General features: G+C 64.7%; 23 protein-coding genes and 1 tRNA gene. 22 read left to right on the plus strand and 2 right to left on the minus strand.

Annotated elements, in window-relative coordinates; genetic code table 11:
- The first annotated feature begins 35 nt into the window (after positions 1-35).
- From gyrA to BW991_RS11545, 13 genes are all read left to right on the plus strand, one after another.
- Positions 36-2,648: a DNA gyrase subunit A gene (gene gyrA / locus BW991_RS11485; RefSeq protein WP_076602241.1), complete on the plus strand. Its 2,613-nt coding sequence runs from the start codon at positions 36-38 to the stop codon at positions 2,646-2,648.
- Positions 2,649-2,673: 25 nt separating this feature from the next.
- Positions 2,674-3,771, plus strand: a complete 1,098-nt coding sequence (gene serC, locus BW991_RS11490) for a 3-phosphoserine/phosphohydroxythreonine transaminase (protein WP_076602242.1) — start codon at positions 2,674-2,676, stop codon at positions 3,769-3,771.
- A 41-nt stretch (positions 3,772-3,812) separates the two neighbouring features.
- On the plus strand, positions 3,813-4,877 hold the full coding sequence (pheA, locus tag BW991_RS11495) for a prephenate dehydratase (RefSeq protein WP_076602243.1): 1,065 nt from the start codon (positions 3,813-3,815) through the stop codon (positions 4,875-4,877).
- A gap of 112 nt (positions 4,878-4,989) precedes the next feature.
- On the plus strand, positions 4,990-5,892 hold the full coding sequence (locus BW991_RS11500; protein ID WP_076602244.1) for a prephenate dehydrogenase: 903 nt from the start codon (positions 4,990-4,992) through the stop codon (positions 5,890-5,892).
- A gap of 2 nt (positions 5,893-5,894) precedes the next feature.
- Positions 5,895-7,829, plus strand: a complete 1,935-nt coding sequence (locus tag BW991_RS11505) for a bifunctional 3-phosphoshikimate 1-carboxyvinyltransferase/cytidylate kinase (protein WP_076602245.1) — start codon at positions 5,895-5,897, stop codon at positions 7,827-7,829.
- Between the two features lie 141 nt (positions 7,830-7,970).
- Positions 7,971-9,647 carry a 30S ribosomal protein S1 gene (gene rpsA, locus BW991_RS11510; RefSeq protein ID WP_076602246.1) on the plus strand — a complete coding sequence of 559 codons (1,677 nt, stop codon included), beginning with the start codon at positions 7,971-7,973 and terminating at the stop codon, positions 9,645-9,647.
- A gap of 12 nt (positions 9,648-9,659) precedes the next feature.
- The gene (locus BW991_RS11515) at positions 9,660-9,944 is read left to right on the plus strand and encodes an integration host factor subunit beta (RefSeq protein WP_015437141.1); all 285 of its coding nucleotides are present in this window, start codon (positions 9,660-9,662) and stop codon (positions 9,942-9,944) included.
- A 92-nt stretch (positions 9,945-10,036) separates the two neighbouring features.
- Positions 10,037-10,354 (plus strand): LapA family protein, encoded by a 318-nt coding sequence (locus tag BW991_RS11520; RefSeq protein ID WP_076602247.1) that lies wholly within the window; start codon positions 10,037-10,039, stop codon positions 10,352-10,354.
- Positions 10,355-10,359: 5 nt separating this feature from the next.
- Positions 10,360-11,535: a lipopolysaccharide assembly protein LapB gene (gene lapB / locus BW991_RS11525; protein ID WP_076602248.1), complete on the plus strand. Its 1,176-nt coding sequence runs from the start codon at positions 10,360-10,362 to the stop codon at positions 11,533-11,535.
- Between the two features lie 74 nt (positions 11,536-11,609).
- The gene (locus BW991_RS11530) at positions 11,610-12,932 is read left to right on the plus strand and encodes a UDP-glucose dehydrogenase family protein (RefSeq protein WP_076602249.1); all 1,323 of its coding nucleotides are present in this window, start codon (positions 11,610-11,612) and stop codon (positions 12,930-12,932) included.
- 114 nt (positions 12,933-13,046) lie between these two features.
- Positions 13,047-13,937, plus strand: a complete 891-nt coding sequence (cysM, locus tag BW991_RS11535) for a cysteine synthase CysM (RefSeq protein ID WP_076602250.1) — start codon at positions 13,047-13,049, stop codon at positions 13,935-13,937.
- 21 nt (positions 13,938-13,958) lie between these two features.
- Entirely contained in the window at positions 13,959-14,753 is a 795-nt protein-coding gene (locus BW991_RS11540) for a 3'-5' exonuclease (RefSeq protein ID WP_076602251.1), read from the plus strand.
- Positions 14,754-14,766: 13 nt separating this feature from the next.
- Positions 14,767-15,009, plus strand: coding sequence for a GlsB/YeaQ/YmgE family stress response membrane protein (locus BW991_RS11545; RefSeq protein ID WP_076602252.1), 243 nt, complete (start codon positions 14,767-14,769; stop codon positions 15,007-15,009).
- A gap of 81 nt (positions 15,010-15,090) precedes the next feature.
- Here the strand turns inward: BW991_RS11545 and BW991_RS11550 are convergent, their stop codons facing one another.
- Both BW991_RS11550 and cobA read right to left on the minus strand, forming a co-directional pair.
- Positions 15,091-16,818, minus strand: a complete 1,728-nt coding sequence (locus BW991_RS11550; protein WP_076602253.1) for a nitrite reductase — start codon at positions 16,816-16,818, stop codon at positions 15,091-15,093.
- A gap of 141 nt (positions 16,819-16,959) precedes the next feature.
- Positions 16,960-17,778, minus strand: a complete 819-nt coding sequence (cobA, locus tag BW991_RS11555) for a uroporphyrinogen-III C-methyltransferase (protein ID WP_244551677.1) — start codon at positions 17,776-17,778, stop codon at positions 16,960-16,962.
- Between the two features lie 282 nt (positions 17,779-18,060).
- On the opposite strand from cobA, the gene BW991_RS11560 reads away from it, so the two are divergent.
- From BW991_RS11560 to thrS, 9 genes are all read left to right on the plus strand, one after another.
- Positions 18,061-18,378 carry a c-type cytochrome gene (locus BW991_RS11560; RefSeq protein ID WP_076602255.1) on the plus strand — a complete coding sequence of 106 codons (318 nt, stop codon included), beginning with the start codon at positions 18,061-18,063 and terminating at the stop codon, positions 18,376-18,378.
- A gap of 46 nt (positions 18,379-18,424) precedes the next feature.
- Positions 18,425-19,612 carry a cytochrome D1 domain-containing protein gene (locus BW991_RS11565; RefSeq protein ID WP_076602256.1) on the plus strand — a complete coding sequence of 396 codons (1,188 nt, stop codon included), beginning with the start codon at positions 18,425-18,427 and terminating at the stop codon, positions 19,610-19,612.
- 1 nt (position 19,613) lies between these two features.
- Positions 19,614-20,675 (plus strand): siroheme decarboxylase subunit beta, encoded by a 1,062-nt coding sequence (gene ahbB, locus BW991_RS11570; RefSeq protein ID WP_170879088.1) that lies wholly within the window; start codon positions 19,614-19,616, stop codon positions 20,673-20,675.
- The gene (locus BW991_RS11575; protein WP_076602257.1) at positions 20,672-21,154 is read left to right on the plus strand and encodes an Lrp/AsnC family transcriptional regulator; all 483 of its coding nucleotides are present in this window, start codon (positions 20,672-20,674) and stop codon (positions 21,152-21,154) included. Before ahbB (BW991_RS11570) ends, BW991_RS11575 begins: the two co-directional genes overlap by 4 nt.
- Entirely contained in the window at positions 21,151-21,657 is a 507-nt protein-coding gene (ahbB, locus tag BW991_RS11580) for a siroheme decarboxylase subunit beta (protein WP_076602258.1), read from the plus strand. The genes BW991_RS11575 and ahbB (BW991_RS11580) overlap by 4 nt, the downstream gene beginning before the upstream one ends.
- Before the next feature lie 89 nt (positions 21,658-21,746).
- Positions 21,747-22,952, plus strand: coding sequence for a heme d1 biosynthesis radical SAM protein NirJ (gene nirJ, locus BW991_RS11585; RefSeq protein ID WP_076602259.1), 1,206 nt, complete (start codon positions 21,747-21,749; stop codon positions 22,950-22,952).
- A gap of 12 nt (positions 22,953-22,964) precedes the next feature.
- Positions 22,965-24,557 (plus strand): cytochrome D1 domain-containing protein, encoded by a 1,593-nt coding sequence (locus BW991_RS11590; RefSeq protein ID WP_139335924.1) that lies wholly within the window; start codon positions 22,965-22,967, stop codon positions 24,555-24,557.
- A gap of 102 nt (positions 24,558-24,659) precedes the next feature.
- A tRNA-Val gene (locus BW991_RS11595) sits at positions 24,660-24,736 on the plus strand.
- Positions 24,737-24,890: 154 nt separating this feature from the next.
- A complete protein-coding gene (gene thrS, locus BW991_RS11600; RefSeq protein ID WP_076602298.1) occupies positions 24,891-26,807 on the plus strand; it encodes a threonine--tRNA ligase in 1,917 nt (638 codons plus the stop codon).
- The last annotated feature ends 5 nt before the right edge of the window (positions 26,808-26,812 follow it).

A 26,812-nucleotide genomic window follows, 5' to 3' on the forward strand; every position in this document is an offset into this window, starting at 1 on the left:
CGTTTTTACCCCGCCGTTTTTGCCGTCGCCGCCAAATGACTTCGTTTGCCAAGGAAACTCTGCCGATCAGTCTTGAAGACGAGATGCGGCACTCCTATCTGGATTACGCGATGAGCGTGATCGTCGGGCGGGCGCTGCCCGACGCCCGCGACGGTCTGAAGCCGGTGCATCGACGCGTGCTGTATGCGATGCACGAGCTGTCGAACGACTGGAACAGGCCGTACAAGAAGTCGGCGCGTATCGTCGGCGACGTGATCGGCAAGTACCATCCGCACGGCGATTCGGCGGTCTACGACACGATCGTGCGCATGGCGCAGAACTTCTCGCTGCGCTACATGCTGGTGGATGGGCAGGGCAACTTCGGGTCAGTCGATGGCGACAACGCCGCGGCGATGCGGTACACGGAAATCCGCATGGCGCGGATCGGCCACGAGCTGCTCGCCGATATCGACAAGGAGACCGTGGACTTCGGGCCGAACTACGATGGCTCGGAGAAGGAGCCGCTGATCCTGCCGGCCAGGATCCCCAATCTGCTGATCAACGGTTCGTCGGGCATCGCCGTGGGCATGGCGACGAACATCCCGCCGCACAATCTCGGTGAAGTGATCGATGCCTGCCTGTTGCTGCTGAAGGAGCCGGCGACCGATATCGAAGACCTGATCCGCGTCGTGCAGGCGCCGGACTTTCCCACCGCGGCTCTGATTTACGGCCTGTCCGGCGTGCATGACGGTTATCGCACGGGGCGCGGACGCGTGGTGATGCGCGCACGCACGCACTTCGAGGACCTGGAGAAGGGCAACCGGCAGGCGATCATCGTCGATGAGCTGCCGTATCAGGTTAACAAGCGCACGCTGCTCGAACGGATCGCCGAACTCGTCAACGAGAAGAAGATCGAGGGGATCAGCGAGATCCGCGACGAGTCGGACAAGTCCGGCATGCGCGTCGTGATCGAGCTCAAGCGCAACGAGGTGCCCGAGGTCGTGCTGAACAACCTGTTCAAGCAGACGCAGCTGCAGGACACCTTCGGCATGAACATGGTGGCGCTGGTCGACGGCAAACCGCGCACGCTGAACCTGAAGCAGATGCTGGATTGCTTCCTTGCGCACCGGCGCGAGGTCATCACGCGGCGCACGGTGTTCGAGCTGCGCAAGGCGCGTGAACGCGGTCACATCCTGGAAGGTCTGGCCGTCGCGCTGTCGAACGTCGACGAAATCATCGCGTTGATCAAGGCAGCGCCGACGCCGTCGGATGCGAAGCGCGAACTGATGGCGCGCCAGTGGCGTTCGGCGCTGGTCGAGGAGATGCTGGCGCGTGCGCTGGCCGACAGCTACCGGCCGGAAGGACTCGCTGCCGAGTTCGGGCTGTCGGCGCAGGGCTACCGCCTGTCCGACGCGCAGGCACAGGCGATTCTGGAACTGCGTCTGCAGCGTCTCACGGGCCTCGAGCAGGACAAGATCGTCGCCGAGTACCGCGAGGTGATGGATCTCATTACCGACCTGCTGGACATCCTTGCGAATCCCGCGCGCATCACCGCGATCATCGTCGAGGAGCTGGGCGCGATCCGCAACCAGTTCGGCGACCCGCGTCGCTCGGAGATCGTGTTGAACACCGGCGAGATCAACATCGAGGACCTGATCGCGCCCGAGGACATGGTCGTCACGCTGTCGCATGGCGGCTACTTCAAACGCCAGCCGCTTGCCGACTATCGCGCGCAGCGCCGCGGCGGGCGCGGCAAGCAGGCGACGGGGATGAAGGACGACGATTTCATCGACCATCTCTTCGTCGCCAATACGCACGACTACATCCTGTGCTTCTCCAGTCGCGGACGGGTGTATTGGCTGAAGGTGTACGAGGTGCCGGAAGGCACGCGCAATTCGCGCGGGCGCCCGATCGTGAATCTCTTTCCGCTGATGGAAGGGGAGAAAATCAACGCGGTCCTGCCGGTGCAGACCTTCGACGACAATCACTTCGTGTTCATGGCGACTGCCGAAGGCACGGTGAAGAAGACGGCGCTGACTGCATTCGCCAATCCGCGCAAGGCCGGCATCATCGCCGCGAGCCTGGATGATGGCGATCGCCTGATCGGTGTGGCGATCACCGACGGCGAGAGCGACGTGATGCTGTTCTCCGATGCCGGCAAGGCGGTCCGCTTCCCCGAGTCAGACGTGCGGCCGATGGGCCGCGAGGCGCGCGGCGTGCGCGGCATGACGCTGGAGGAAGGGCAGCGGGTGATTGCGATGCTGGTGGCCAAGCGAGAGGATCTGTGCGTGCTGACGGCGACCGAGAACGGCTACGGCAAGCGCACGCCGGTCGCGGAGTACACGCGCCACGGTCGCGGTACGAAGGGCATGATTGCGATTCAGACGTCCGAGCGTAACGGCCGGCTCGTCGGGGCCTGTTTGGTCGAGGAAACGGACGAGGTGATGCTGATCTCCACCGGCGGGGTGCTGATCCGCACCAAGGTGCAGGACATCCGCGAGCTCGGGCGGGCGACGCAGGGCGTCACGCTCATCAACCTCGACGACAGCGATACGCTGGCGGGGATCGAGAAGGTGGCCGAGTCGGAAGCGGACGATACGACGATCGGCGAGCAGACAGATGCGTCTGACGCGGCGGATGAGGCGGGCGACGACGTTCAGGCCGAATGAGACGTGCACAAGGAGTGACTGGATCATGACCCGGGTGTTCAATTTCAGTGCCGGACCGGCGGCCCTGCCGGAGCCGGTGTTGCGCCAGGCTGCCGAGGAGATGCTCGACTGGCACGGTGCCGGCTGCGGCGTGATGGAAATGAGCCATCGCGGCAGGGAGTTCATGTCGATCATCGAACAGGCCGAAGCGGACCTGCGCGAGCTGATGGCGATTCCGCAGAACTATCGCGTGCTGTTCCTGCAGGGCGGTGCAACGCAGCAGTTCGCGCAGATTCCGATGAACTTGCTGGGGAGCGGTTCGGCGGATTACCTCGTGACCGGCACTTGGTCGAAGAAGGCGTTCAAGGAGGCGCAACGCCTCGCCGGGCCGCTTGGCGGCACGGTGCGCCTGGTTGGCAGCACCGAAGCGGAGGGGTTCACGCGCGCCTTGCGCGCGGATGAGTTTGCGCTGGACCCGCAGGCCACCTATGTGCATTTGTGCACCAATGAGACGATCCACGGTGTCGAGGTCGGAGACGACGGTCTGCCGCCGGCTGTGGCGCCGCTCGTGGCCGACATGTCCTCGCATATCCTGTCGCGGCCGACCGACGTCAGCCGTTACGGCCTGATCTACGCCGGCGCGCAGAAGAACATCGGCCCCTCCGGGCTGATCATCGTGATCGTGCGCGAGGATCTGCTGGGCCGCGCGCACCCGCTGACGCCGACCGTGATGGACTACAAGGTCATGGCGGACAACGGTTCGATGCTGAACACGCCGCCGACTTACGGCATCTACGTCGCCGGACTCGTGTTCCGGTGGCTGAAGGCCCAGGGGGGGCTTGCGGCGATGGAGAAGCGCAACATCGAGAAGGCGACGCTGCTATACAACTTCATCGACGCCAGCGGTTTCTATCGCAATACCGTCGAAGTCGGCAGCCGTTCGCGCATGAACATTCCGTTCCTGCTGCAGGATGACGCGCTGAACGAAGCATTCCTTGCCGGCGCGAACGCGGCTGGGCTCACGCAGCTGAAGGGGCACAAGTCCGTCGGCGGCATGCGTGCCTCGATCTACAACGCGATGCCGATCGAAGGCGTGAGGGCATTGGTGGACTACATGCGCGACTTTGCCGCGCAACATGGTTGAAACGGCTTGAGCTGCCCCGATGGGGGGGTGAAGAGGCGAGCATGAGCGACGAACTGCAGAATCTCAGAAACAACATCGACCGGCTCGACGAGGAGATCCTTGCGCGTCTTGCGGAGCGTGCGCGCAGCGCGCAGCGCATCGGCGAGATCAAGCAGGGCAATCTGTATCGTCCCGAGCGCGAGGCGCAGGTGCTGCGACGCCTCGCCGCCGCGAACCCGGGGCCCTTGCCCGATCAGGCGGTGCAGCGGATCTTCCGCGAAATAATGTCTGCCTGCCTCGCGCTGGAGCATCCGACCAAGGTCGCCTATCTCGGACCCGCCGGCACTTTCTCCGAGAGTGCCGCGCGCAAGCATTTCGGCGGCGCCGCGGCGCTGATGCCGACCGCCGCGATCGACGACGTGTTCCGCGCGGTGGAGGCGGGGAATGCCGATTATGGTGTCGTGCCCGTCGAGAATTCGACCGAGGGCGCCGTCGGCGGAGCACTCGACCTGCTGCTCGCGAATCCGCTGAAGATTTGCGGCGAAGTGAATCTGCGCATCCATCAGCACCTGCTGTCGAAGTCTGAAGGCATTGGTGCGGCGAAACGGCTGTATTCCCACGCCCAGTCGCTCGCGCAGTGCCATGAGTGGCTCAACCGCAATCTTGCGGATCTGTCGCGTGTTCCCGTGGCGAGCAACGCCGAGGCTGCGCGCATGGCCTCCGAGGATCCCGAGTCGTGCGCGATCGCCGGCGAGGCCGCAGCAGAGTTGTACGGACTCAACGTGCTGGCGGCGAACATCGAGGACGACCCCAACAATACAACGCGTTTCGTCGTGATCGGCGATCACGACGCGGGCCCGTCCGGGTGCGACAAGACCTCGCTCGTGTGTTCCGCGCTGAACCGCCCCGGGGCGATGCATGCATTGCTCGAGCCGCTCGCGCGGCACGGCGTCGACATGACCAAGCTGCAGTCGCGCCCGGCGCGCGGCGGGCTGTGGGAGTACGTGTTCTACGTCGATATCGACGGCCATCGCGAAGATACGAACGTCGCGGCGGCGCTGCAGGAACTCAACGAGCGGGCCGCATTCGTCAAGATACTGGGGTCCTATCCGGTGGCCGCGATCTGAGGCGTCACCGCAGGCGCGAGGCGGGCAGTATGCGTGCCGGTCGTCCGGCGGGCGCGCTCCTGTCTCGTCGGCAAGGGATGGATGAGGGACGCGGGTCCCCGGAGTTTCGTGCATGGGTGTGATCGACAAGCTGGTGGTGTGCGGCGTCGGCCTGATCGGAGGCTCTTTCGCGCTGGCGTTGCGGCGCGCCGGGATGGTGCGGCGCGTTGTCGGTATCGGGCGCAGCAAGGAGTCGCTGGCGCGTGCGGTGGAACTGGGCGTGATCGACGAGGCGAGTGCGGACTGGGCGTCGGCGCTCGACGGTGCCGATTTCGTGCTGCTCGCTCCGCCGGTGGGGCAGATGGACGCGGTCATGGCGGCCATGGCGCCCCATCTGGCGCCGGGCACGGTGGTGACCGACGCGGGCAGTACCAAGCGCGACGTGATCGAGGCGACCTATCGCCATCTTGGCGGACATCTGGCGTACACGGTGCCGGGGCATCCCATCGCCGGTGCCGAGAAGAGCGGCGTCGATGCGGCTTTCGCGAGCCTGTATGAGGGGCGGCGCGTCGTCGTCACGCCGTTGCCGGAGAACGAGCCCGCGGCCATTCTGCGCGTCCGCGAGGCCTGGGAAGCCTGCGGCGCCGTGATCCACGAGATGCCGCCGCAGGAGCACGACCGGGTCTTCGCCGCGGTCAGCCACCTGCCGCATCTGCTCGCGTTCGGTCTTGTGCATGACCTCGCGGGGCGGGCCAATGCCGAGCAGCTGTTCAGCTTCGCTGCCGGCGGATTCCGCGACTTCACCCGCATCGCGGCGAGCCACCCCGAGATGTGGCGCGACATCTGCATCGCAAACCGCCAGGCGCTGCTCGCCGAACTGGATCAGTATCTTGCCGAGCTGGCCTACATGCGCGCCCTGCTCCTGTCGGGCGATGCGGCCCGGCTCGAACAGCTCTTCAGCGAGGCTCGCCACGCGCGCAACGAGTGGGGCGAGCAGTTCGCCAATTCCGCCAACCCAGCTTCAAGGTCGGAGTGACCATGGATTTTCTTGATTTGCCGCCGCTGCTCGGTGCGAGCGGGCGCGTTCGTCTGCCCGGGTCCAAGAGCATCTCGAACCGTACGCTCCTGCTGGCGGCGCTGGCCGAGGGCGAAACCGATATCCGCGACCTGCTTGCGTCGGACGACGTGGAGCGCATGCTCGAGGCGCTGCGGGCGCTTGGCGTCGAATGGACGCGCGACGGCGAGAGCGACAACTATCGCGTGCGCGGCGTCGGTGGCCCCTTCCCGGTGAAGGCCGCCGACCTGTTCCTCGGTAATGCAGGGACCGCGTTCCGGCCGTTGACGGCCGCGCTGGCGCTGTCGGGGGGCGAGTACCGGCTGTCGGGTGTTCCGCGCATGCACGAACGCCCGATCGGCGACCTCGTGGATGGCCTGCGCCAGATCGGCGCCGATATCTGCTACACCGGCAATGATGGTTTCCCGCCGCTGCACATTCGTCCGGCTGCGATCCGCTCGGGCGGTGTGGTGCGCGTGCGCGGCGACGTGTCGAGCCAGTTCCTGACGGCCCTGCTGATGGCGCTGCCGCTCACCGGCGTCGCGACCACGGTCGAGGTTGTGGGCGAGCTCATCTCGAAGCCCTACATCGGCATCACGCTCGACCTGATGGCGCGCTTCGGCGTAGTCGTTCAGCGCGAGGGCTGGGAGCGCTTCACGATGCCGGGCGGTGTCCGCTATCGCACTCCGGGCGTCGTCTTCGTCGAAGGGGATGCCTCGTCGGCCTCGTATTTCCTCGCGGCCGGGGCGATCGGCGGCGGGCCGGTGCGCGTCGAGGGGGTCGGGCGCAGCAGCATCCAGGGGGACGTGCGGTTCGCGGAGGCCCTCAGGCAGCTCGGCGCCCGCATCGACATGGGCGACAACTGGATCGAGGCGCGTGCGCCCGAGGGGAGGCGCCTGAAGGCCTTCGATCTCGACCTCAACCACATCCCCGATGCGGCGATGACGCTCGCCGTTACCGCCCTTTTTGCCGACGGTCCGTGCCGCCTGCGCAACATCGCAAGCTGGCGGGTCAAGGAGACCGACCGCATCGCGGCGATGGCGAACGAACTGCGCAAGGTCGGTGCCGCGGTCAAGGAGGGCGCGGACTACCTGTGCGTGACACCTCCCGCGCGGCTCGTCCCCGCGGCGATCGACACCTATGACGACCATCGCATGGCGATGTGCTTCTCGCTCGTGTCGCTGGGCGATTGTCGCGTGCGGATCAACGATCCGAAGTGCGTCAACAAGACCTTTCCGACCTACTTCGAGCGCTTTGGCGAGGTCACTCGCCCGGTGCCGGTCGTTGCGATCGACGGGCCCTCGGCTTCCGGCAAGGGCACCGTCGCGGCACGGGTGGCCGAAGCGCTGGGCTATCACTGCCTCGACAGCGGTTCCCTGTATCGCCTCGTTGCCCTTGCCGCGATGCGGGCGGGGGTGTCCTTCGACGACGAGCCCGGGCTTGCGCGACTGGCAGCGACGTTGCCGGCACGCTTCGCCGAGGGGCGTGTGTTCCTCGGCGAGGAAGATGTGACGGATGCGATCCGCACCGAGGAAGCCTCGGTCGGTGCTTCGAAGGTGGCGGTGCTGGCGGAGGTACGTGCCGCCCTGCTCGATCGCCAACGTGAATATCGTCACGCGCCCGGCCTGGTTGCCGAGGGGCGGGACATGGGGTCCGTGGTCTTTCCCGATGCCGGTACCAAGATCTTCCTGACCGCCACTGCGCAGGCACGCGCCACACGCCGCTATAAGCAGTTGATCGAAAAGGGAATGGCTGCTAACATGAAAAGTCTTCTAAAGGATCTTCAGGATCGGGATGCGCGCGATGCCGCCCGACCCGTGGCGCCCCTGCAGAAGCTGCCGGATGCGGCGCTCCTCGACACCACCGAAATGGACGTCGAGCAGGCCGTCGGCTTTGTGCTTGACCGGGTTCGTTCCTGATGGGGCGTTTCCGCTGAAGGTGGGTCGCCGGCTCCGGATTCCGGGGCGATCCGTTCTTTTCAATCTACCGCTGGTGGCCGCTTTCGGGCGGCTTTTGGATTTCAACTCCTTATGACCTCTGTTTCCTCCGTTTCCGATTCCATGGAAAATTTCGCCGCGCTGCTCGCCGAGAGTGAGGCCCGTCAGGACATGCGTCCTGGCGAAGTGATCACCGCCGAGGTGGTCAGCATCGACCACAACTTCGTGGTCGTGAACGCCGGCCTCAAGTCCGAGAGCTACGTTCCCATCGAGGAATTCCGCGACGACCGTGGCGAGCTCGAAGTGCAGGTCGGCGATTTCGTTCACGTCGCCATCGACGCCCTGGAAGACGGTTACGGTGAAACCCGCCTGTCCCGCGAGAAGGCCAAGCGCATCGCCGCCTGGAACGATCTGGAGAAGGCGCTCAACGAAGGCACGCTGGTGAAGGGCCTGATCTCGGGTCGCGTGAAGGGCGGTCTGACCGTCATGACCAACAGCATCCGCGCCTTCCTGCCGGGCTCGCTGGTCGACATGCGTCCGGTCAAGGACACCACGCCGTACGAAGGCAAGGAATTCGAATTCAAGGTCATCAAGCTCGACCGCAAGCGCAACAACGTCGTCGTGTCCCGCCGTGCGGTGCTCGAGGAGACGATGGGCGAAGAGCGCGAAAAGCTGCTGGCCAACCTCAAGGAAGGCACTGTCGTCAAGGGTATCGTCAAGAACATCACCGACTACGGTGCGTTCGTCGACCTGGGCGGCATCGACGGCCTGCTGCACATCACCGATCTGGCCTGGCGTCGTGTGCGCCATCCGTCGGAAGTGCTCAACGTCGGCGACGAGATCGACGCCAAGGTGCTCAAGTTCGACCAGGAAAAGAACCGCGTCTCGCTGGGTCTCAAGCAGCTCGGCGAAGATCCGTGGGTGGGCATCGCACGCCGCTACCCGCAGGGTACCCGCCTGTTCGGCAAAGTCACGAACATCACCGACTACGGCGCGTTCGTTGAAGTCGAGCAGGGCATCGAGGGCCTGGTCCACGTGTCCGAAATGGACTGGACCAACAAGAACATCCACCCGACCAAGGTTGTCCAGCTGGGCGATGAAGTCGAAGTGATGATCCTCGAGATCGACGAAGACCGTCGCCGCATCTCGCTGGGCATGAAGCAGTGCATGTCGAACCCGTGGGACGATTTCGCGATCAACCACAAGAAGGGTGACAAGGTCCGCGGCCAGATCAAATCGATCACCGACTTCGGCGTGTTCATCGGCCTGGATGGCGGCATCGACGGCCTGGTGCACCTGTCGGATCTGTCGTGGAGCGATACGGGCGAAGACGCGGTGCGCCGCTTCAAGAAGGGCGACGAAGTCGAGGCCGTGGTGCTGGCGATCGACGTCGAGCGCGAGCGCATCTCGCTGGGTGTCAAGCAGCTGGAAGGCGACCCCTTCACCAACTTCATCGCTACCCACGAGAAGAACAGCCTTGTGCGCGGCACCGTGAAGTCGGTCGATGCGCGTGGCGCGGTGATCGCGTTGAACGACGACGTCGAAGGCTACCTGCGTGCTTCGGAAGCGGCTGCCCACCGTGTCGACGATCTGACGACGGTGCTCAAGGACGGTCAGGAACTCGAGCTGATGATCATCAATGTGGATCGCAAGACCCGTTCGATCAACCTCTCGATCCGCGCGAAGGACCAGGCCGAACAAAGCGATGCGATGCAGAAGCTGGCTTCGGATACCGCCTCGAGCGGTACGACCAACCTGGGTGCGCTGCTGAAGGCCAAGCTGAACGAGCAGAAGCAGTAAATCTGATCGGTCATGACCAAATCGGAGCTGATTGCGAGGCTCGCGGCGCGTTTTCCGCAGCTCGTCGCAAAGGATGCCGATTACGCGGTCAAGATGGTGATCGATGCGATGTCCGATGCGCTTGCGCGCGGGGATCGCATCGAGATCCGCGGGTTTGGCAGCTTTGCGTTGAATTACCGCCCGCCGCGTGTCGGGCGTAATCCGAAATCGGGTGACAAGGTGCACGTGCCCGAAAAGTACGTGCCCCATTTCAAGGCAGGCAAGGAACTGCGCGAACGCGTGGATATCGCGGGTTGAGCGTGCAGTTCCAGCATTTGCCTCGTGATCGACAGGGAAGGCGGCGTGAGCCGCCTTCTTTTTTGTCATTTGCTCGGGGATAATTCAGACCCATGCGTATCCTGATGTGGTTCTTCCGTCTCCTGCTGTTCTTCCTGCTGTTCGGTTTCGCAGTGAAGAACGATCATCTGGTTGGCCTCCAGTTCTTCTTCGGAAGTGCCTGGCAGTTGCCGCTCGTTTTCGTGATCCTGGTCTCCTTCACTGCCGGGGCGCTGCTGGGGGTGACGGCCACCTTCGGCTCGCTGCTGCGCCAGCGGCGCGAGATCGGCCGCCTGCGCCGCCAACTCGCCCGCGCCGAACGTGACCGGCAGGCCGCCCCGGGCGTGACGGCCCCGCCGGCCCCTGAGATGCAGGCACCGGAAACCTTCTGACTCCGATGGACATTGAACTTTGGTGGTTTCTCGCCCTGCCGCTGTTTTTCGCGCTGGGCTGGCTGGCTGCGCGCATCGACATCCGCCAGGTCGTCCATGAGTCGCGCGCGCTGCCGCGTTCCTATCTCTCGGGCCTGAATTTCCTGCTCAACGAGCAGCAGGACAAGGCGATCGACGCCTTCATCGAGGCGGTCAAGATCGATCCGCAGACGATCGAACTGCACTTTGCGCTCGGCAGCCTGTTCCGGCGGCGGGGCGAGACCGACCGCGCCATCCGCATGCACCAGAATCTGGTCGATCGCGAGGATCTGTCGGAGGAGCAGCGCCTTCAGGCGATGGGCGAACTGGGGCAGGACTATCTCAAGGCCGGTCTGCTCGATCGCGCGGAGGCGGTGTTCGCGCAGCTGCGCGACTCCCGGCTCAACGACGTTGCCATGCGCTATCTGCTGGAGATCTACCAGCAGGAGAAAGACTGGGCGAAGGCCGTCGAGGCGGCCAAGGCGCTGCCGGATCACGAGAGCGTGATGTGGCGCAAGGAGGTGGCGAACTTCTATTGCGAGCTGGCGACCTCGGCTCTCGCGAGTTCGAAGTACGACGAAACGCAGAAGTATCTCGACGAGGCCTTCTCGATCAACCGGCGTTGCGTGCGGGCGAGTCTGGTCCAGGGCGATCTGCTTGCGGCGCATGCTCGCTATGAGGAGGCGATCGACGTGTGGAAGCGCGTCGAGAGCCAGGATCCAATCTATCTGGCGCTGGTCGCGGAGCGTGTGATGGATGCGCACGCAAAGCTGGGCCGTATCGAGCAGGGGCAGACGCTGTTGCGCTCGTGGCTCGAGCGGCATGCCTCGCTGGATCTCCTCGACGAAGTCTTCCACTGGGAACTGGAAAAGGAAGGTTCGCGCGCCGCGTATGACCTGGTGCGCGAGGAGTTGCGGCGCAACCCGACGCTGCTGGGTCTCGACAAGCTGCTCGAGGCCGCGCTGCTGCATGCGCCTTCGGAGCAGCGCGGCGACATCGAGATGGTGAAGCAGCTCATCCACGGCCATACGCGCCGGGTGGCGCGCTACCGCTGCGCCGAATGCGGTTTCAAGGCGCGGCAGTTCCAGTGGCGCTGTCCCGCCTGCGGCGGCTGGGAGACCTATCCGCCGCGGCGTACCGAAGAGTACGATCTGGCGCCGTGAGCGTCACGCACTGATCCCGGTTTCCGGCGGTTCGCAGCTTGCGGGCCGCTTTTCATTTCGAGTGGGGTAGATTCATGAAGATCACCGTGGTCGGTACCGGTTACGTGGGCCTCGTCAGCGGCGCCTGCCTTGCCGACGTGGGCAACGATGTGCTGTGTCTGGACGTCGATCCGGCGAAGATCCGTATCCTCGAGGAGGGCGGGATCCCGATCCACGAGCCGGGACTGCAGGAGATCGTCCGGCGCAACGTCGCAGCCGGACGTCTTTCGTTTACGACCGACGTGGAATACGCCGCAAAATTCGGTGCAATACAGTTCATCGCGGTCGGCACCCCGCCGGACGAGGATGGATCGGCAGACCTGCAGTACGTGCTGGCTGCGGCGCGGAACATCGGTCGCCACATGGACGGTTATCGCGTGGTGGTCGACAAGTCGACTGTTCCGGTCGGCACCGGCGACAAGGTTCGCGAGGCGATCGCGGCGGAGCTGAAGGCGAGAGGGGCCGACCTGCCCTTCAGCGTGGTGTCGAACCCGGAATTCCTGAAGGAAGGGGCTGCGGTCGAGGACTTCATGCGCCCGGACCGCATCATCGTCGGTGCCGAAGACGAGCGCGCGATCCTGCTGATGCGCGAGCTCTATGGGCCGTTCCAGCGCAACCACGAAAAGCTCCTGGTTATGGACGTGCGCAGCGCCGAGCTGACCAAGTATGCCGCGAACGCGATGCTCGCGACCCGCATCAGCTTCATGAACGAGCTGGCGAACCTCGCTGAGGCGCTCGGTGCGGACATCGAGCTGGTGCGCCAGGGCATCGGTTCGGATCCGCGCATCGGCTGGCACTTTCTCTACGCGGGCTGCGGCTATGGCGGCTCCTGCTTCCCGAAGGACGTCAAGGCGTTGGTCAGCTCCGGACGCGAGCATGGGCATGACCTGCTGATCCTGAACTCGGTCGAGCAGGCCAACGAGGGGCAAAAGCTGCGGCTGGTGGATAAGATCGTCGCGCGCTTCGGGCCGGATCTCTCGGGAATGCATTTCGGCCTGTGGGGGCTCGCATTCAAGCCCAACACGGACGACATGCGCGATGCACCGAGCCGCGTGGTGATCGGGGAGCTCTTCCGTCGCGGAGCGACTGTGTCGGCCTACGATCCGGTGGCGATGGACGAGGCGCGCCGCATCTTTGGCGGCGAGGCGCGGCTGCGTTACGTCGATCGCCCGATGGCGGCGCTCGAAGGGGCTGACGCACTGGTGATCGTCACGGAGTGGAAGGAGTTCCGCAGCCCCGACTTCGAGCGCATCCGCGAACTGCTGCGTCATCCGGTGGTGTTCGACGGTCGCAACATGTATGAACCGGTGACGATGAGGCGTGCCGGTCTGGAGTATCACGGGATCGGTCGGCGCTGATTCGCGGGCGCCGGGTACCGTCGGCGCTATAAGCTTATACCGCGGCGCGGGTTATCGATTCGGGGGGCGGCGGCTTAAGATCGGGGCGGACCAATCATTCCGGAACAAGGCAAGATGGATTTCAAGACGCTCGACGATTATGTGGGTCAGACTCCGCTGGTGCGCCTGCAGCGCATCGGGGCGGGGCGCAACAACGTGATCCTCGCCAAGCTCGAAGGCAATAACCCTGCCGGGTCGGTGAAAGACCGCCCCGCCTTGTCGATGATCGTGCATGCGGAGCAGCGCGGCGACATCCGCCCGGGCGATACGCTGATCGAGGCGACGAGCGGCAACACCGGCATCGCGCTCGCAATGGCTGCGGCGATCCGCGGTTATCGCATGATCCTGGTCATGCCGGAGAACCAGAGCGTGGAGCGGCGTCAGACGATGCGCGCTTTCGGCGCGGAGCTGGTACTGACACCGCGCGAAGGCGGCATGGAGATGGCGCGCGACGTCGCCGAACGCATGCGCGACGAGGGCCGAGGCATCATCCTCGATCAGTTCGCCAACCCGGACAATCCGCTCGCGCATTACGAGGCGACCGGACCGGAGATCTGGGAGCAGACGGGCGGCCGCATCACCCATTTCGTAAGCAGCATGGGAACGACGGGCACGATCATGGGCTGCTCGCACTTCCTCAAGGAAAAGAATCCGGCGATCCGCATCATCGGTTGCCAGCCCGAGGAGGGTTCGCAGATTCCCGGCATCCGCAAGTGGCCGGAGGCCTATATGCCGCGCATCTACGAGAAGCCGCGCGTCGATGCGCTGGAGTACGTGAGCCAGGCCGATGCCGAGGACATGACACGGCGGCTTGCCCGCGAAGAGGGCATTTTCGCGGGCATCTCGTCGGGCGGGGCGATGCACGTGGCGGTGCGCCTTGCCGCGCAGCTGGAGAATGCCGTGATCGTTTCGATCGTCTGCGATCGTGGTGACCGTTATTTGTCGACGGGCGTCTTTCCCGGCTGACGATCTTTCTGGAGACGCGCAGTGCCGGTCCTCGTATTCGATATCGAAACCATTCCGGACGTCGCCGGCATCCGCGTGCTCAATGGCCTGCCGGCGGACCTGAGCGACTACGAGGTCGCCGAATTCGCGTTCCAGCAGCGCCGTGCCGCGGGCGGGAGCGATTTCCTGCAGCATCACCTGCAGCGTGTCGTGACGATTTCCTGTGCGCTGCGCGACGCGAACCAGTTCCGCGTGTTTTCCCTGTCTGAGCCGGATAGCGGCGAGGGCGAGATCATCCAGCGCTTCTTCGACGGCATCGAGCGCTATACGCCGCAGATCGTATCGTGGAATGGCGGCGGCTTCGATCTGCCGGTGCTGCACTACCGCGGCCTGCGGCACGGCGTGTCGGCGCCGCGTTACTGGGACCAGGGCGAGGGCGATTATCACGACTCGCGCGACTTCAAGTGGAACAACTATATCGGCCGTTATCACAGCCGCCATCTCGACCTGATGGATCTGCTGGCGATGTACCAGCCGCGCGCGAATGCGCCGCTGGATGAGCTTGCCAAGCTGATGGGCTTTCCGGGCAAGCTCGGAATGGACGGCTCGGCGGTGTGGCCCGCCTGGCAGGAGGGGCGGATCGCGGAGATTCGCGACTACTGCGAGACCGATGTCGTGAATACCTACCTCGTGTATCTTGGCTTCCAGCGCATGCGCGGCCAGCTCGATACGGCGGCCTATGAGGCCGAGCTGGACGTGGTGCGCCAGTCGCTTGCGCGCATCGACGCGCCGCATTGGAAGGAGTTCCTCGCCGCCTGGACGGGGCCTAAACCGTAGGGAGGCATTTCCGGTGTCCCTGATCGCTACCATCGTCATCGGCTTTGTCGTCGGCTTGCTCGCCCGCCTGCTGCATCCGGGAAAGGATGGACTGGGCATCATCATGACGACGCTGCTCGGCATCGCCGGCGCGATGCTGGCGGGCTATGGCGGACAATTTTTCGGCCTATATCGCCCGGGCCAGCCCGCCGGCTTCGTCGGCTCGGTCGTTGGCGCGATCGTGATCCTGTTCATCGTCACGCGCCTCAGAAAATAGCCTTCCGCAGCAAATGAAAAGGCCAGCGCAAGGCTGGCCGTAGGCGTTGCGGCACGGGGGCGGACGGGCCGCCCCGCGCGATCAGTACACGTCGTGCTGCGTGTTGTACACGTTGAAGTGGCCAGTCGGCGTGATCAGTTTGGGATCCTTGATCACGGTCTTCAGCTGCAGGGTCTTGTCATCGACGACGACGATCGCCGATTCCTTGTCCTTCGCCGACCATACCGAGAACCACACCTCGTTGCCGTCCTTGTTGTACTCCGGCTGCACGACGCGCTTGGCGCCGTCGTCCTTGAGGCCGGCCCATTCGCCGATCGGCAGGACCTTGTAGCCGGCCTGCAGGTTCTTCAGGTCATACACGGCGACCGATTGGCTGACCTTGGCCTCCGGATGCAGCGGGTTATCCACGTACAGGTGATTCGACTTCGGGTGCGTCTTGATGAACAGCGAACCGCCGCCTTGGCTCTTGAGGTTCTCGACGAGCTTCCACGCATACTGCTTGTGGCCCTTCGGGTCGGTGCCGACGAGTGCGATCGTTTCGTCGCCGAGATGGCCGGTCGCCCACACCGGGCCGTACTTCGGATGGACGAAGTTGGCGCCGCGACCGGGGTGCGGGATCTTGCCCACTTCAACCATGCCCGCGAGCTTGCCTTCCTTGGCGTCGATCGCGGCGATCTTGTTGGACTGGTTCGCGGCCACCATGAAGTAGCGCTTCGACAGGTCCCAGCCGCCGTCGTGCAGGAAGCGCGCGGAGCCGATCTCGGTCATCTTCAGGTTGGTGATGTCGGAGTAGTCGACCATCAGCGTCTTGCCCGTTTCCTTGACGTTCACGACGAACTCGGGCTTGAAGTGCGAGGCGACGATCGAGGCCACGCGCGGCTCGGGGTGGTATTCCTGCGTGTCCACGGTGAGGCCCCGGGTCGACACGATCTTGAGCGGCTCGAGCGTGTCGCCGTTCATGATCACGAACTGCGGCGGCCAGTAGGCGCCGGCGATCGCCAGCTTGTCCTCGTAGCCCTTGAATTTGGACGTGTCGACAGAACGCGCTTCGAGACCGATGCGGATTTCGGCAACGTTGTCGGGTTTTTCCATCCACATGTCGATCATGTTGACGCGTGCGTCGCGGCCGATCACGAAGAGATAGCGCCCCGAAGCCGAGATGCGGGAGATATGCACCGCATAGCCGGTCTTGACGATGTTGATGATCTTCTTCGTGTCGCCGTCGATGAGGGCGACTTCACCGCTGTCGCGCAGCGTGGTCGAGAAGACGTTGGCGATGTTGTAGTTGTTCATCTTCTTCGTCGGCCGCTGCGCCGGCGGGACGATGACCTTCCACGTCTGCTTCATTTCCGCCATGCCGAATTCGGGCGGCGTGGGGGCCGTCTGCTGGATGTAGCGGGCCATGAGGTCCACTTCATCGTCGGTGAGTTCGCCCGAGGTGCCCCAGTTGGGCATGCCCGCCGGCGAGCCGTACTTGATGAAGACCTTGAGGTATTCGGTGCCGCGCGCCAGTGTGATGTCCGGGGTGAGCGGCTTGCCGGTCGCGCCCTTGCGCAGCACGCCGTGACAGCCGGCACAGCGCTGGAAGTAGATGTTGCGGGCCTTGTCGAATTCGGCCTTGCTGATCTTGGGAGCGTCGGGGTTGGTGTCCTTGTACAAATCCACATCGGCGAGCGGCGAGCCGCCGGCCTGATACTTCGCTTCAGCCTCGCCAACGTGCTTGGGCTCCTCTGCGAAAGCCTGCGCGATGGCCAGAGGCAGGCTGGCGATGACGATTGCGCCGGACAGCCATTTACCTTGCTTACTCATTGCGATCTCCCTTCTGAAAGATGTCGTGTGGTGAAGCCTTGCAGAAGCACAGACTGATCCTCCTCCGACGCCAAATCCTTAACCTCGATCAAATTGGGGTCTTAATCAATACGTTTATGACGGAATCGCTGCGGACACCGGTCAGGCGGTGAGCGCGAGCTCCTCGTGCCGCGGCACCTGCACCAGAAGGCCGTGCAGCGAGACCACCGATCCGATCATGATCAGCGCCGGCGACTTGAGCCGGGCGCGGTTGACCGATGCTGCGAGCCGGTCGAGCCGGTCCGTGAGGACGACCTGCCGTTCCGTGGTGCCGGCATGTACGACGGCGGCGGGCGTGTCGCCGGGCAGGCTGTGGGCGATGAGTTCGCGGCAGATGATGTCGAGCGCGCCGAGACCCATGTAGATCACGACCGTCTGGTTTGGCCGCGCCAGGGCAGGCCAGTCGAGGTTCACCGTGCCGTCCTTGAGATGGCCGGTGGTGAAGATCACCGACCGGGCGTGATCGCGATGCGTGAGCGGCATGCCGGTACAGGCGGAGATGCCGCAGGCCGCCGTGATGCCGGGCACGACTTCGCACGAGACGCCGTGATCGAGCAGTTCTTCCATCTCCTCGCCGCCGCGCCCGAACATGAAGGGGTCGCCGCCCTTGAGCCGCACCACGTCGAGGCCGGCACGCGCGAGCTCGACCAGCAGTCCGTTGATCTGATCCTGAGGCAGCGAATGATTGCCGGCCTCCTTGCCGACATAGATCATGCGGGCATTGCGGCCGACCAGTGCGAGGACGCCGTCGCCGACGAGGTGGTCGTACACGACCACCTTGGCGCTGCCGATCAGGCGTGCCGCCTTGAGTGTGAGCAAGTCCGGGTCGCCCGGGCCGGCTCCCACCAGATACACTTTGCCGGTCGGGCGCGATGCGTCGCCCGCGCTGCACTGCCTGAGGTCGGCGACGCGATTGTGCATGCTCATGGATGGCTCTCCAGGACGCCGCGCGGACGTACCAGCGCGGCTGGTTCTTGTGTGGCAATCAGCTGATTCGCGCCGACACTGTATCCCTACTCATCGCCGGGGAAATTAACCGATATCAAGGAGCGCAGAATGCTATGCGCTTGATACTTGTCGCGCCGTCGCGGATTCGGGCATCGTGCATGCGTCGCGGTGCGTGACGGGGCGGGCGATTCAATACTGGGGGGTGGCGGCGTGGCGCATGGGACGTATCGGACGGTTTTCCTGGCACTTGTCGCAATGGCGGCGGGATTGCCGGCTGCCGCGCAGGAGGCGTCCCCGCAGTTGCAGCCCCAGCGCATCCGCGAACTGGTGCATCTGGTGCGCCAGGATTGCGGTTCCTGCCACGGTCTGACCCTGCAGGGCGGATTGGGGCCCGCGCTGACGGCCCCGGCCCTGCGCGACAAGCCACGCGAGAGTCTCGTCGCGACGATCCTGGGCGGTCGCCCCGGCACGCCGATGCCGCCGTTCCGCGGCATCGTCGCGGAAGATGAGGCCGCATGGATCGTGGATCGGCTTGCCGAAGGATTTCCGCCAGATCCCGGCGCCTCGCGCTGAGCGGGGTTTTCGTAGTCCGTGCGGCTCGATATGAGATGAGGATCAAATGCTGCACCTGATCGTGAAATACATGTGGTGGATCGTCCCGGTCCTGCTCCTTTCTGCGTGTGCGACGCCGCAGCCGACGCTGCGCGGCACCGGTGACCTCGGAGTGGTGATCGAGCGCGCGACGGGGCAGGTGCAGGTGATCGAGACCTCCGGCCGCAAGTCGCTTGCGCAGGTGTCGGGTCTCGGCGACCTGTCGCACGCGTCGGTGGTCTTCTCGCGTGACGGCCGTTACGCGTATGTTTTCGGACGTGATGGCGGGCTCACCAAGGTGGACCTGCTGACCGCCACGATTGCCGGACGCGTCGTGCAGGCGGGCAATTCGATCGGCGGGGCGGTGTCGCAGGACGGCCGCCTGGTGGTGGCGCAGAACTACGAGCCGGGCGGCATCAAGGCCTTCGACGCCGCTACGCTGGAGCTCGTCGCCGACGTACCGGCCGATTACGGCACCGAGGGCAAGCGCTCGAAGGTCGTCGGGCTCGCGGATCTGCCGGGGAACCGGTTCATCTATTCGCTGTTCGATGCGAACGAGATCCGCGTCACCGACCTGTCGGATCCGAAGAACCCGAAAACCGAACGCTATCCCGCCGGCAAGCAGCCCTACGATGCGCTCGTGACGCCCGACGGCCGCTACTACATCGCCGGACTCTTCGGTGAGGACGGCCTGTCGATGCTCGACCTGTGGCAGCCGGCGCAGGGCGTGCGTGCCATCCTGCCCGGCTATGGCCGCGGCGAGCAGGCCTTGCCCGTCTACAAGATGCCCCACCTGCGGGGCTGGGCGGTGGCTGCCGGACGCGCCTACCTGCCGGCGATCGGTCGCCACGAGGTGCTCGTCGTTGAACTCGGGAGCTGGAAGGAGGTCGCGCGCATCCCGGTCAAGAGCCAGCCCGTGTTCGTGATGGCGCGGCCGGACGGGCGCGAGGTGTGGGTGAATTTCGCCTTCCCGGACAACGGCTGGATGCAGGTCATCGACACCTTCACGAATCGTCTCGTCGACACCTTCCAGCCCGGCCGGGCGATCCTGCATCTGGAATTCACGCCCAAGGGCGAGGCGGTGTGGATCTCGGCGCGGGACGACAACAAGGTCGCGATATACGACACCGCCACTCGCCGCAAGCTGGCGGAGTTGCCCGCCGCGAGCCCGAGCGGCATCTTCTTCACCAGCCGCGCGTTCCGCACGGGGTTCTGAGATGAGCTGTCACGGCGCGCGCATCGTGGATCTTGCCGCCGCGGGAGTTCCCGGCGCCGCGGCCGGCTCGGGCACTTTCCGTCTCCTCAACGAATACCAGCGCGCATTTCCGCTCGTCTCGCGGCCGTTCGCCGCGATCGCGGCGGAATGCGGTCTCGGCGAGGACGAGGCGCTCGATGCGCTGCGGGCCTGGCAGGCTTCGGGCGTCGTCAGCCGCGTCGGCGCCGTGTTCGCGCCGCGGCGCATCGGCGCGAGCGCCCTTGCGGCCCTTGCCGCGCCCGCGGAGCGCCTTGAGGAGATTGCCGCACGCGTGAGCGGCGTCGCCGAGGTCAATCACAACTATCAGCGCGAACACGCCTACAACCTCTGGTTCGTGGTCACCGCGGCGTCACCGGGACGGCTGCGCGAGATCGTCGCCGGCATCGAGCACGACACCGGCTGCCCGGTGATCGTGCTGCCGCTGGAAGAGGAGTTCCACATCGATCTCGGCTTCGATCTGGCCGGCGGCGGCGCCGCGCGTGCGGCACGCCAGGAGTCGGTCGCGCCGGCACAGCCCCCCGCCGAGGAGGCCTGTGCGCTGCCCGGGCTGGAGCGCGCCCTGATGCGTGCGCTGCAGGAAGGGCTGCCGCTCGAATCGCGTCCTTTCGACGCGTTGGGGCGCAAGGCCGGGATCAGCGAGGGGATGGTCTTCGAGCTCATCGAACGCTGGCTCGCCGACGGTATCGTCAAGCGCTTCGGCATCGTCGTGCGGCATCACGAACTGGGTTTTCGCGCCAACGCGATGTGCGTATGGGATGTTCCGGACGAGGAGGTCAGCCGGCTCGGTCGCCTGCTCGCAGCCGAGCCCGCGGTCACCCTGTGCTATCGCCGTCGCCGCGCGCTGCCAGGGTGGCGCTACAACCTCTTCTGCATGATTCACGGACGCTCGCGCGAAGCAGTGAGCGCGACCCGTGATGACATCGCCGGTCGCCTCGGCCTGGACCGCTGGGCGCACGAGGTGCTCTTCAGCTGCCGTCGCTTCAAGCAGCAGGGCGCCTGTTACCTGACGGATGCGGACGCATGAGCGGTCTTCGCACACCAACCGACGGTCCCGTTGCGCTCGATGACATCGATCGTGCGCTGATCAACGCGTTGCAGGGCGACTTTCCGCTTTCCCGCCGGCCCTTTGCCGAGGTCGGTGTGCGGCAGGGGCTCGCGGAGGACGAGGTTCTCGTGCGCCTGCAGCGCCTGCTCGACGCTCGCGTGCTGACCCGCTTCGGGCCGATGTTCCAGATCGAACGCATCGGCGGCGCTTTCTGCCTGGCTGCGATGAGCGTTCCCGGCGATGCCTTCGAAGACGTTACCGCGCAGGTTAACGCCTTCGCCGAAGTCGCCCACAATTACCGGCGCGAGCACGCCCTCAACATGTGGTTCGTGCTCGCGACCGAGCGTCCCGACGGCATCGCCGAGTGCGCCCGACGCATCGAATCTGCAACGGGGCTGCCCGTGTTCCTCTTTCCCAAGGAACGCGAGTACTTCGTCGAAATGAAGCTGGAGGCATGACGGACGTGGCTCCCGACGACCTCGAACGCCGCATCATCGTCGCGACCCAAGGGGGGCTGCCGCTGGTTTCAGACCCGTGGGGCGCGGTCGCCGACGAACTGGGCATCCCTCCCCAGGAGCTGCTCGCACGCATCCGATCCATGCTCGAACGGGGTGTGATCCGTCGCATCGGGGCGGTACCGAACCACTACGCGATCGGCTATACGGCCAATGGCATGAGCGTGTGGGACATCGATGACGAGGCGATCGACGCGGTAGGCGAATGGCTTGGCGCGCTCGCCGCCGTCACGCACTGCTATCGCCGCCCTCGCCGCCTGCCGGACTGGCCGTACAACCTGTTCGCGATGGTGCATGGTCGCAGCCATGATGCCGTGCGCGATCAGCTCGAGGACATCGCCGCACGGCTCGAGGTGCGCTTCCCGTGCGCCTGTCGCGCCCGCGACGTGCTGTTCTCTTCCGCGATCCTGAAGAAGACCGGTCTGCGCATCGCCGGGCAGGAGTAACCCCGGTGGGCCGATTCAGCCCGCTTGATGGCCGTCATTTTTTCGTCAGCACGTCCGCGCTCTAATGGCCGGAGCCTTGGAGGCAATCCATGTTCCGCATCTCGCACTTCATCCGCGAACTCGACCACCCGACGCCCGTCGCCGCGCGCCGCAATCCCCCCGGCCCGGTCGTCATCTGGAACCTGATCCGTCGCTGCAATCTCACCTGCAAGCACTGCTATTCGATTTCCGCCGACAAGGACTTCCCCGGCGAATTGTCGACCACTGACGTATTCCGGGTGATGGACGACCTCAAGGCGTTCCGTGTGCCGGTGCTGATCCTGTCCGGCGGCGAACCGCTGCTCCGCCCCGACATCTTCGAGATCGGCCGGCGTGCGAAGGAAATGGGCTTCTATGTCGGCCTGTCCAGCAACGGCACGCTGATCAACGACGCCAATATCGACGCGATCGACGACACCGGCTTCGACTACGTTGGCGTCAGCCTCGACGGCATCGGCGCCACCCACGACAAGTTCCGCCGCCTCGACGGCGCCTTCGAGGCCTCGATGGCCGGCATCCGCCTGTGCCTCGCGCGTGGCATCAAGGTCGGCGTGCGCTACACCATGACCGAGGACAACGCCCACGACCTGCCGGCGCTGCTGCGCCTCGTCGAGGACGAGGGCATCGACAAGTTCTATTTCTCGCACCTCAACTACGCCGGCCGCGGCAACAAGCACCGCGCCGACGACGCACGCCACCACACCACGCGCGACGCGATGGACCTGCTCTTCGAAACCTGCCTCGACCTGCACCGTCGTGGTATCGAGAAGGACTTCGTCACCGGCAACAACGATGCCGACGGCGTTTACCTGCTGCATTGGATCGCGCGGCGCTTCCCCGACCATGTCGACCACATCCGCGGCAAGCTCGTGCAATGGGGCGGCAACGCCAGCGGCGTGAACGTCGCCAACATCGACAATCTCGGCGTGGTCCATCCCGACACGATGTGGTGGCACGTGCCGCTCGGCAACGTCCGCGAGCGCAAGTTCTCCGAGATCTGGAGCGATCTGTCCAATCCGCTGATGGCCGGACTCAAGCAGCACCCGCGCGCGTTGTCCGGGCGCTGCGGCGCCTGCCACCATCTCGACATCTGCAACGGCAGCTCGCGCGTGCGTGCGCAGCAGATCACCGGCGATCCGTGGGCCGAGGATCCCGGCTGCTACCTCAGTGACGACGAAATCGGTCTGCAGGCCGGCGAAGTCGTCGGCGAACGCGTCGTCACCACGCCCTTCGTTTCCCGTCGGCGCACCGCCTGATCCGAGGCTTCCATGAAATCCACGCACACCCTGCCGTCGCCCGTCCGGCGCGTCCTGGTTCTTTCCGGCTTCCTCGTCGGTGCCGCCCTCGCGCTGCATGCGGCCGATTCGAAGGGTGCAGACGGCTCCGCAGCGATCTACCAGCAGCACTGCGCCGCATGCCATGGCCCCGATCGCCTCGGTGCAACCGGTCCCGCACTGCTGCCCGAGAACCTCGCGCGCCTGCGCAAGGAGGAGGCCGCAACGGTGATCCGCGACGGTCGTACTGCGACCCAAATGCTGCCGTTCGGCGCCTTGATTACCGAGGAACAGATCGCTTCGCTCGTCTCGTGGATCTACACGCCCGTCGTCCCCGCACCAAGCTGGAGCGAGTCGGACATCCGGGCTTCGCGTATCGCTCACGTCGATCCCACGACGCTATCCGCGAAGCCGGTGTTCGACGCCGACCCGATGAACCTCTTCCTAGTCGTTGAAACCGGCGACCACCACGTCTCGGTGCTCGACGGCGATAAACTCGAGCGCATCCATCGCTTCCAGAGCCGCCATGCCCTGCACGGCGGGCCGAAGTTCACGGCCGATGGCCGCTTCGTATTCTTCGCTTCGCGCGATGGCTGGATCACCAAGTACGACCTGTGGAACCTCAAGGTCGTCACCGAGATCCGCGCCGGCATCAATACGCGCAACGTCGCCGTGTCGCCCGACGGCAAGCACGTTGCCGTCGCCAACTACCTGCCACACACGTTGGTGCTGCTCGACGGCGAACTCAACCTGCTGAAATCCATCCCGGTTACCGATCGCGACGGCAAGACGAGTTCGCGCGTGTCGGCGGTCTATGAGGCCACGCCACGCAACAGCTTCGTCGCCGCTTTGAAGGACGTGCCCGAGATCTGGGAGATCAGCTACGACCGCCACGTCGAGGACATCCCTACCGGTTTCGTCCACGACTTCAAGTACCGCGAAGGCGCTTTCGTTCCCGGTTACCTCAATCCGCGCCGCACCACGCTCGCCGATCCGCTCGACGACTTCTTCTTTACGCAGGACTACTCCACCGTCCTCGGCGCCTCGCGCGAAGGCGTAGGGCAGGTCGTGCACCTCGACGTGCGTCGCAAGATCGCCGATCTCGCGCTCGACGGCATGCCCCATCTCGGTTCCGGCATCTCTTGGGACTGGCAGGGCCGGCGCGTCATGGCGAGCACCAACCTCAAGGCCGCCGAAGTCACGGTCATCGACCTCAAGGACTGGAGCGTCGTCAAGCGCATCCCCACGCGCGGCCCCGGCTTCTTCCTGCGCAGCCACGAGAACAGCCGCTACGCCTTCGTCGACTCGATGATGAGCCGCGAGGCCAAGAATACGCTGCAGGTCATCGACAAACAGACCCTGGAGATCGTCAAGGAACTCAAGGCCGCGCCGGGCCAGACCCTAGCGCACATCGAGTTCACGCGCGACGGCCGCTATGCGCTCGCGAGCCTGTGGGAGATGGACGGTGCGCTGATCGTCTACGACGCCAGGACGCTCGAGGAAGTAAAGCGCCTGCCGATGAAAAAACCGGTCGGCAAGTACAACGTGTGGAACAAGATCTCGCGCGAGGAAGGCACCAGCCATTGAGGCGGACGTTTCCCGTTTGGGACACTCGGAGGATTTTTGAAGAAATTTTGAAAAGGGTGTTGCGCACCTCGAAAGTGATGCCTATAATGCGCAGCTCTTAGCAGGCGCGTAGCTCAGCTGGTTAGAGCACCACCTTGACATGGTGGGGGTCGTTGGTTCGAGTCCAATCGCGCCTACCAACGTATGGAGCAGGAAGATGATCTTCCGAACTACTACTGAAGCCGGAAACTGAAAAGTCGGGCTCCGCTGTAGTGCTCCAGGAAAAAAGTGCGGCCCGTCCGCGCTTTTTTTTCGTCCACGTTTTTCATCATCCTTGCCAGAGGCTTCGAGATCATGCCGAACATCACGCTCCCCGACGGTTCCGTACGCAGCTTCGACCATCCGGTGACCGTGCTCGACGTCGCGGCATCGATCGGTGCGGGTCTCGCGAAAGCGTCGCTCGCCGGCAAGGTCGACGGCAAGCTCGTCGATCTCTCGCATCGCATCGAAAGCGATGCATCGCTTGCGATCGTCACCGACAAGAGCGACGAGGGCGTGGACATCATCCGGCACTCGACCGCCCACTTGCTGGCGCATGCGGTGAAGGAGCTTTTCCCGGATGCCCAGGTCACGATCGGTCCGGTGATCGAGAACGGCTTCTACTACGACTTCTCGTACAAGCGCCCCTTTACGCCCGAAGATCTCGAGAGCATCGAAAAGCGCATGGCCGAGCTCGCCAAGCGCGAGATTCCCGTCGCGCGCGAAGTCTGGTCGCGCGACAAGGCGGTCGAATTCTTCAAGTCGCAGGGCGAGAACTACAAGGCCGAGATCATCGCCTCGATCCCGCAGGGCGAGGACGTCTCGCTCTATCGTCAGGGTGATTTCATCGACCTGTGCCGCGGCCCGCACGTCCCTTCGACGGGCAAGCTCAAGGTGTTCAAGCTGACCAAGCTCGCCGGCGCTTACTGGCGCGGCGACTCGAAGAACGAGATGCTGCAGCGCGTGTATGGCACGGCCTGGGCGAAGAAGGAAGATCTCGAGAGCTACCTCCACATGCTCGAGGAAGCCGAGAAGCGCGATCACCGCAAGCTCGGCCGCCTGCTCGACCTCTTCCACCTGCAGGAAGAGGCGCCGGGCATGGTGTTCTGGCACGCCAACGGCTGGACGCTGTGGCAGCAGGTCGAGCAGTACATGCGCCGCACCATCCTCGACAACGGCTACCAGGAAGTGAAGACGCCGCAGATCGTCGATCGCTCGCTGTGGGAGAAATCGGGTCACTGGGGCATGTATTCCGATCTGATGTTCACGACGCAGTCGGAGAAGCACGACTACGCCGTCAAGCCGATGAACTGTCCGTGTCACATCCAGATCTTCAATCAGGGTCTGAAGAGCTACCGCGACCTGCCGCTGCGCATGGCCGAGTTCGGCTCCTGTCACCGCAACGAGCCCTCCGGCTCGCTGCACGGCATCATGCGCGTGCGCAACTTCGTGCAGGACGACGCACACATCTTCTGTGCCGAGGATCAGGTGCAGGCCGAATCGGCCGCCTTCATCCGACTGCTCCAGAAGGTGTATGCCGATTTCGGTTTCAACGACATCCTGATCAAGCTGTCGACGCGTCCCGACAAGCGCGTCGGTACCGATGCGCAATGGGATGCGGCGGAGGCTGCGCTGGCCGCCGCGCTCGACGCGCAGGGGCTGGCGTACGAGTTGCAGCCGGGCGAGGGGGCGTTCTACGGCCCGAAGATCGAATTCTCGCTCAAGGACTGCCTCGGCCGGGTCTGGCAGTGCGGCACCCTGCAGCTCGACTTCAACCTGCCGGTGCGCCTCGGTGCCGAATATGTCGCCGAGGATAATGCAAAGAAATTCCCCGTGATGCTGCATCGCGCGATCCTCGGATCGCTCGAGCGCTTCATCGGCATCCTCATCGAGCACTTCGCGGGCGCGCTGCCGCTATGGCTCGCGCCGGTGCAGGCCGTGGTGCTGAATATCTCGGAAGGTCAGTCGGAATACGCGACGGAAGTTACAAAACGCTTGAAACAGGCGGGTTTCCGGGTCGAGGCGGATTTGCGTAACGAAAAGATTACCTATAAAATCCGCGAACATAGCGTGCACAAGCTGCCTTACCAGATCGTCATCGGCGAGAAGGAAAAGGCGGCAGGCCTAGTTGCCGTGCGTGCCCGAGGGGGCCAGGATCTTGGCCAGATGACCCTCGATACCCTGATCGAGCGTTGGCAGCGCGAAGTTGAAGCGCGGTCGGCCTCGATTTGATTTTT

This window comes from Aromatoleum tolulyticum (assembly GCF_900156155.1).
GTDB lineage: Bacteria > Pseudomonadota > Gammaproteobacteria > Burkholderiales > Rhodocyclaceae > Aromatoleum > Aromatoleum tolulyticum.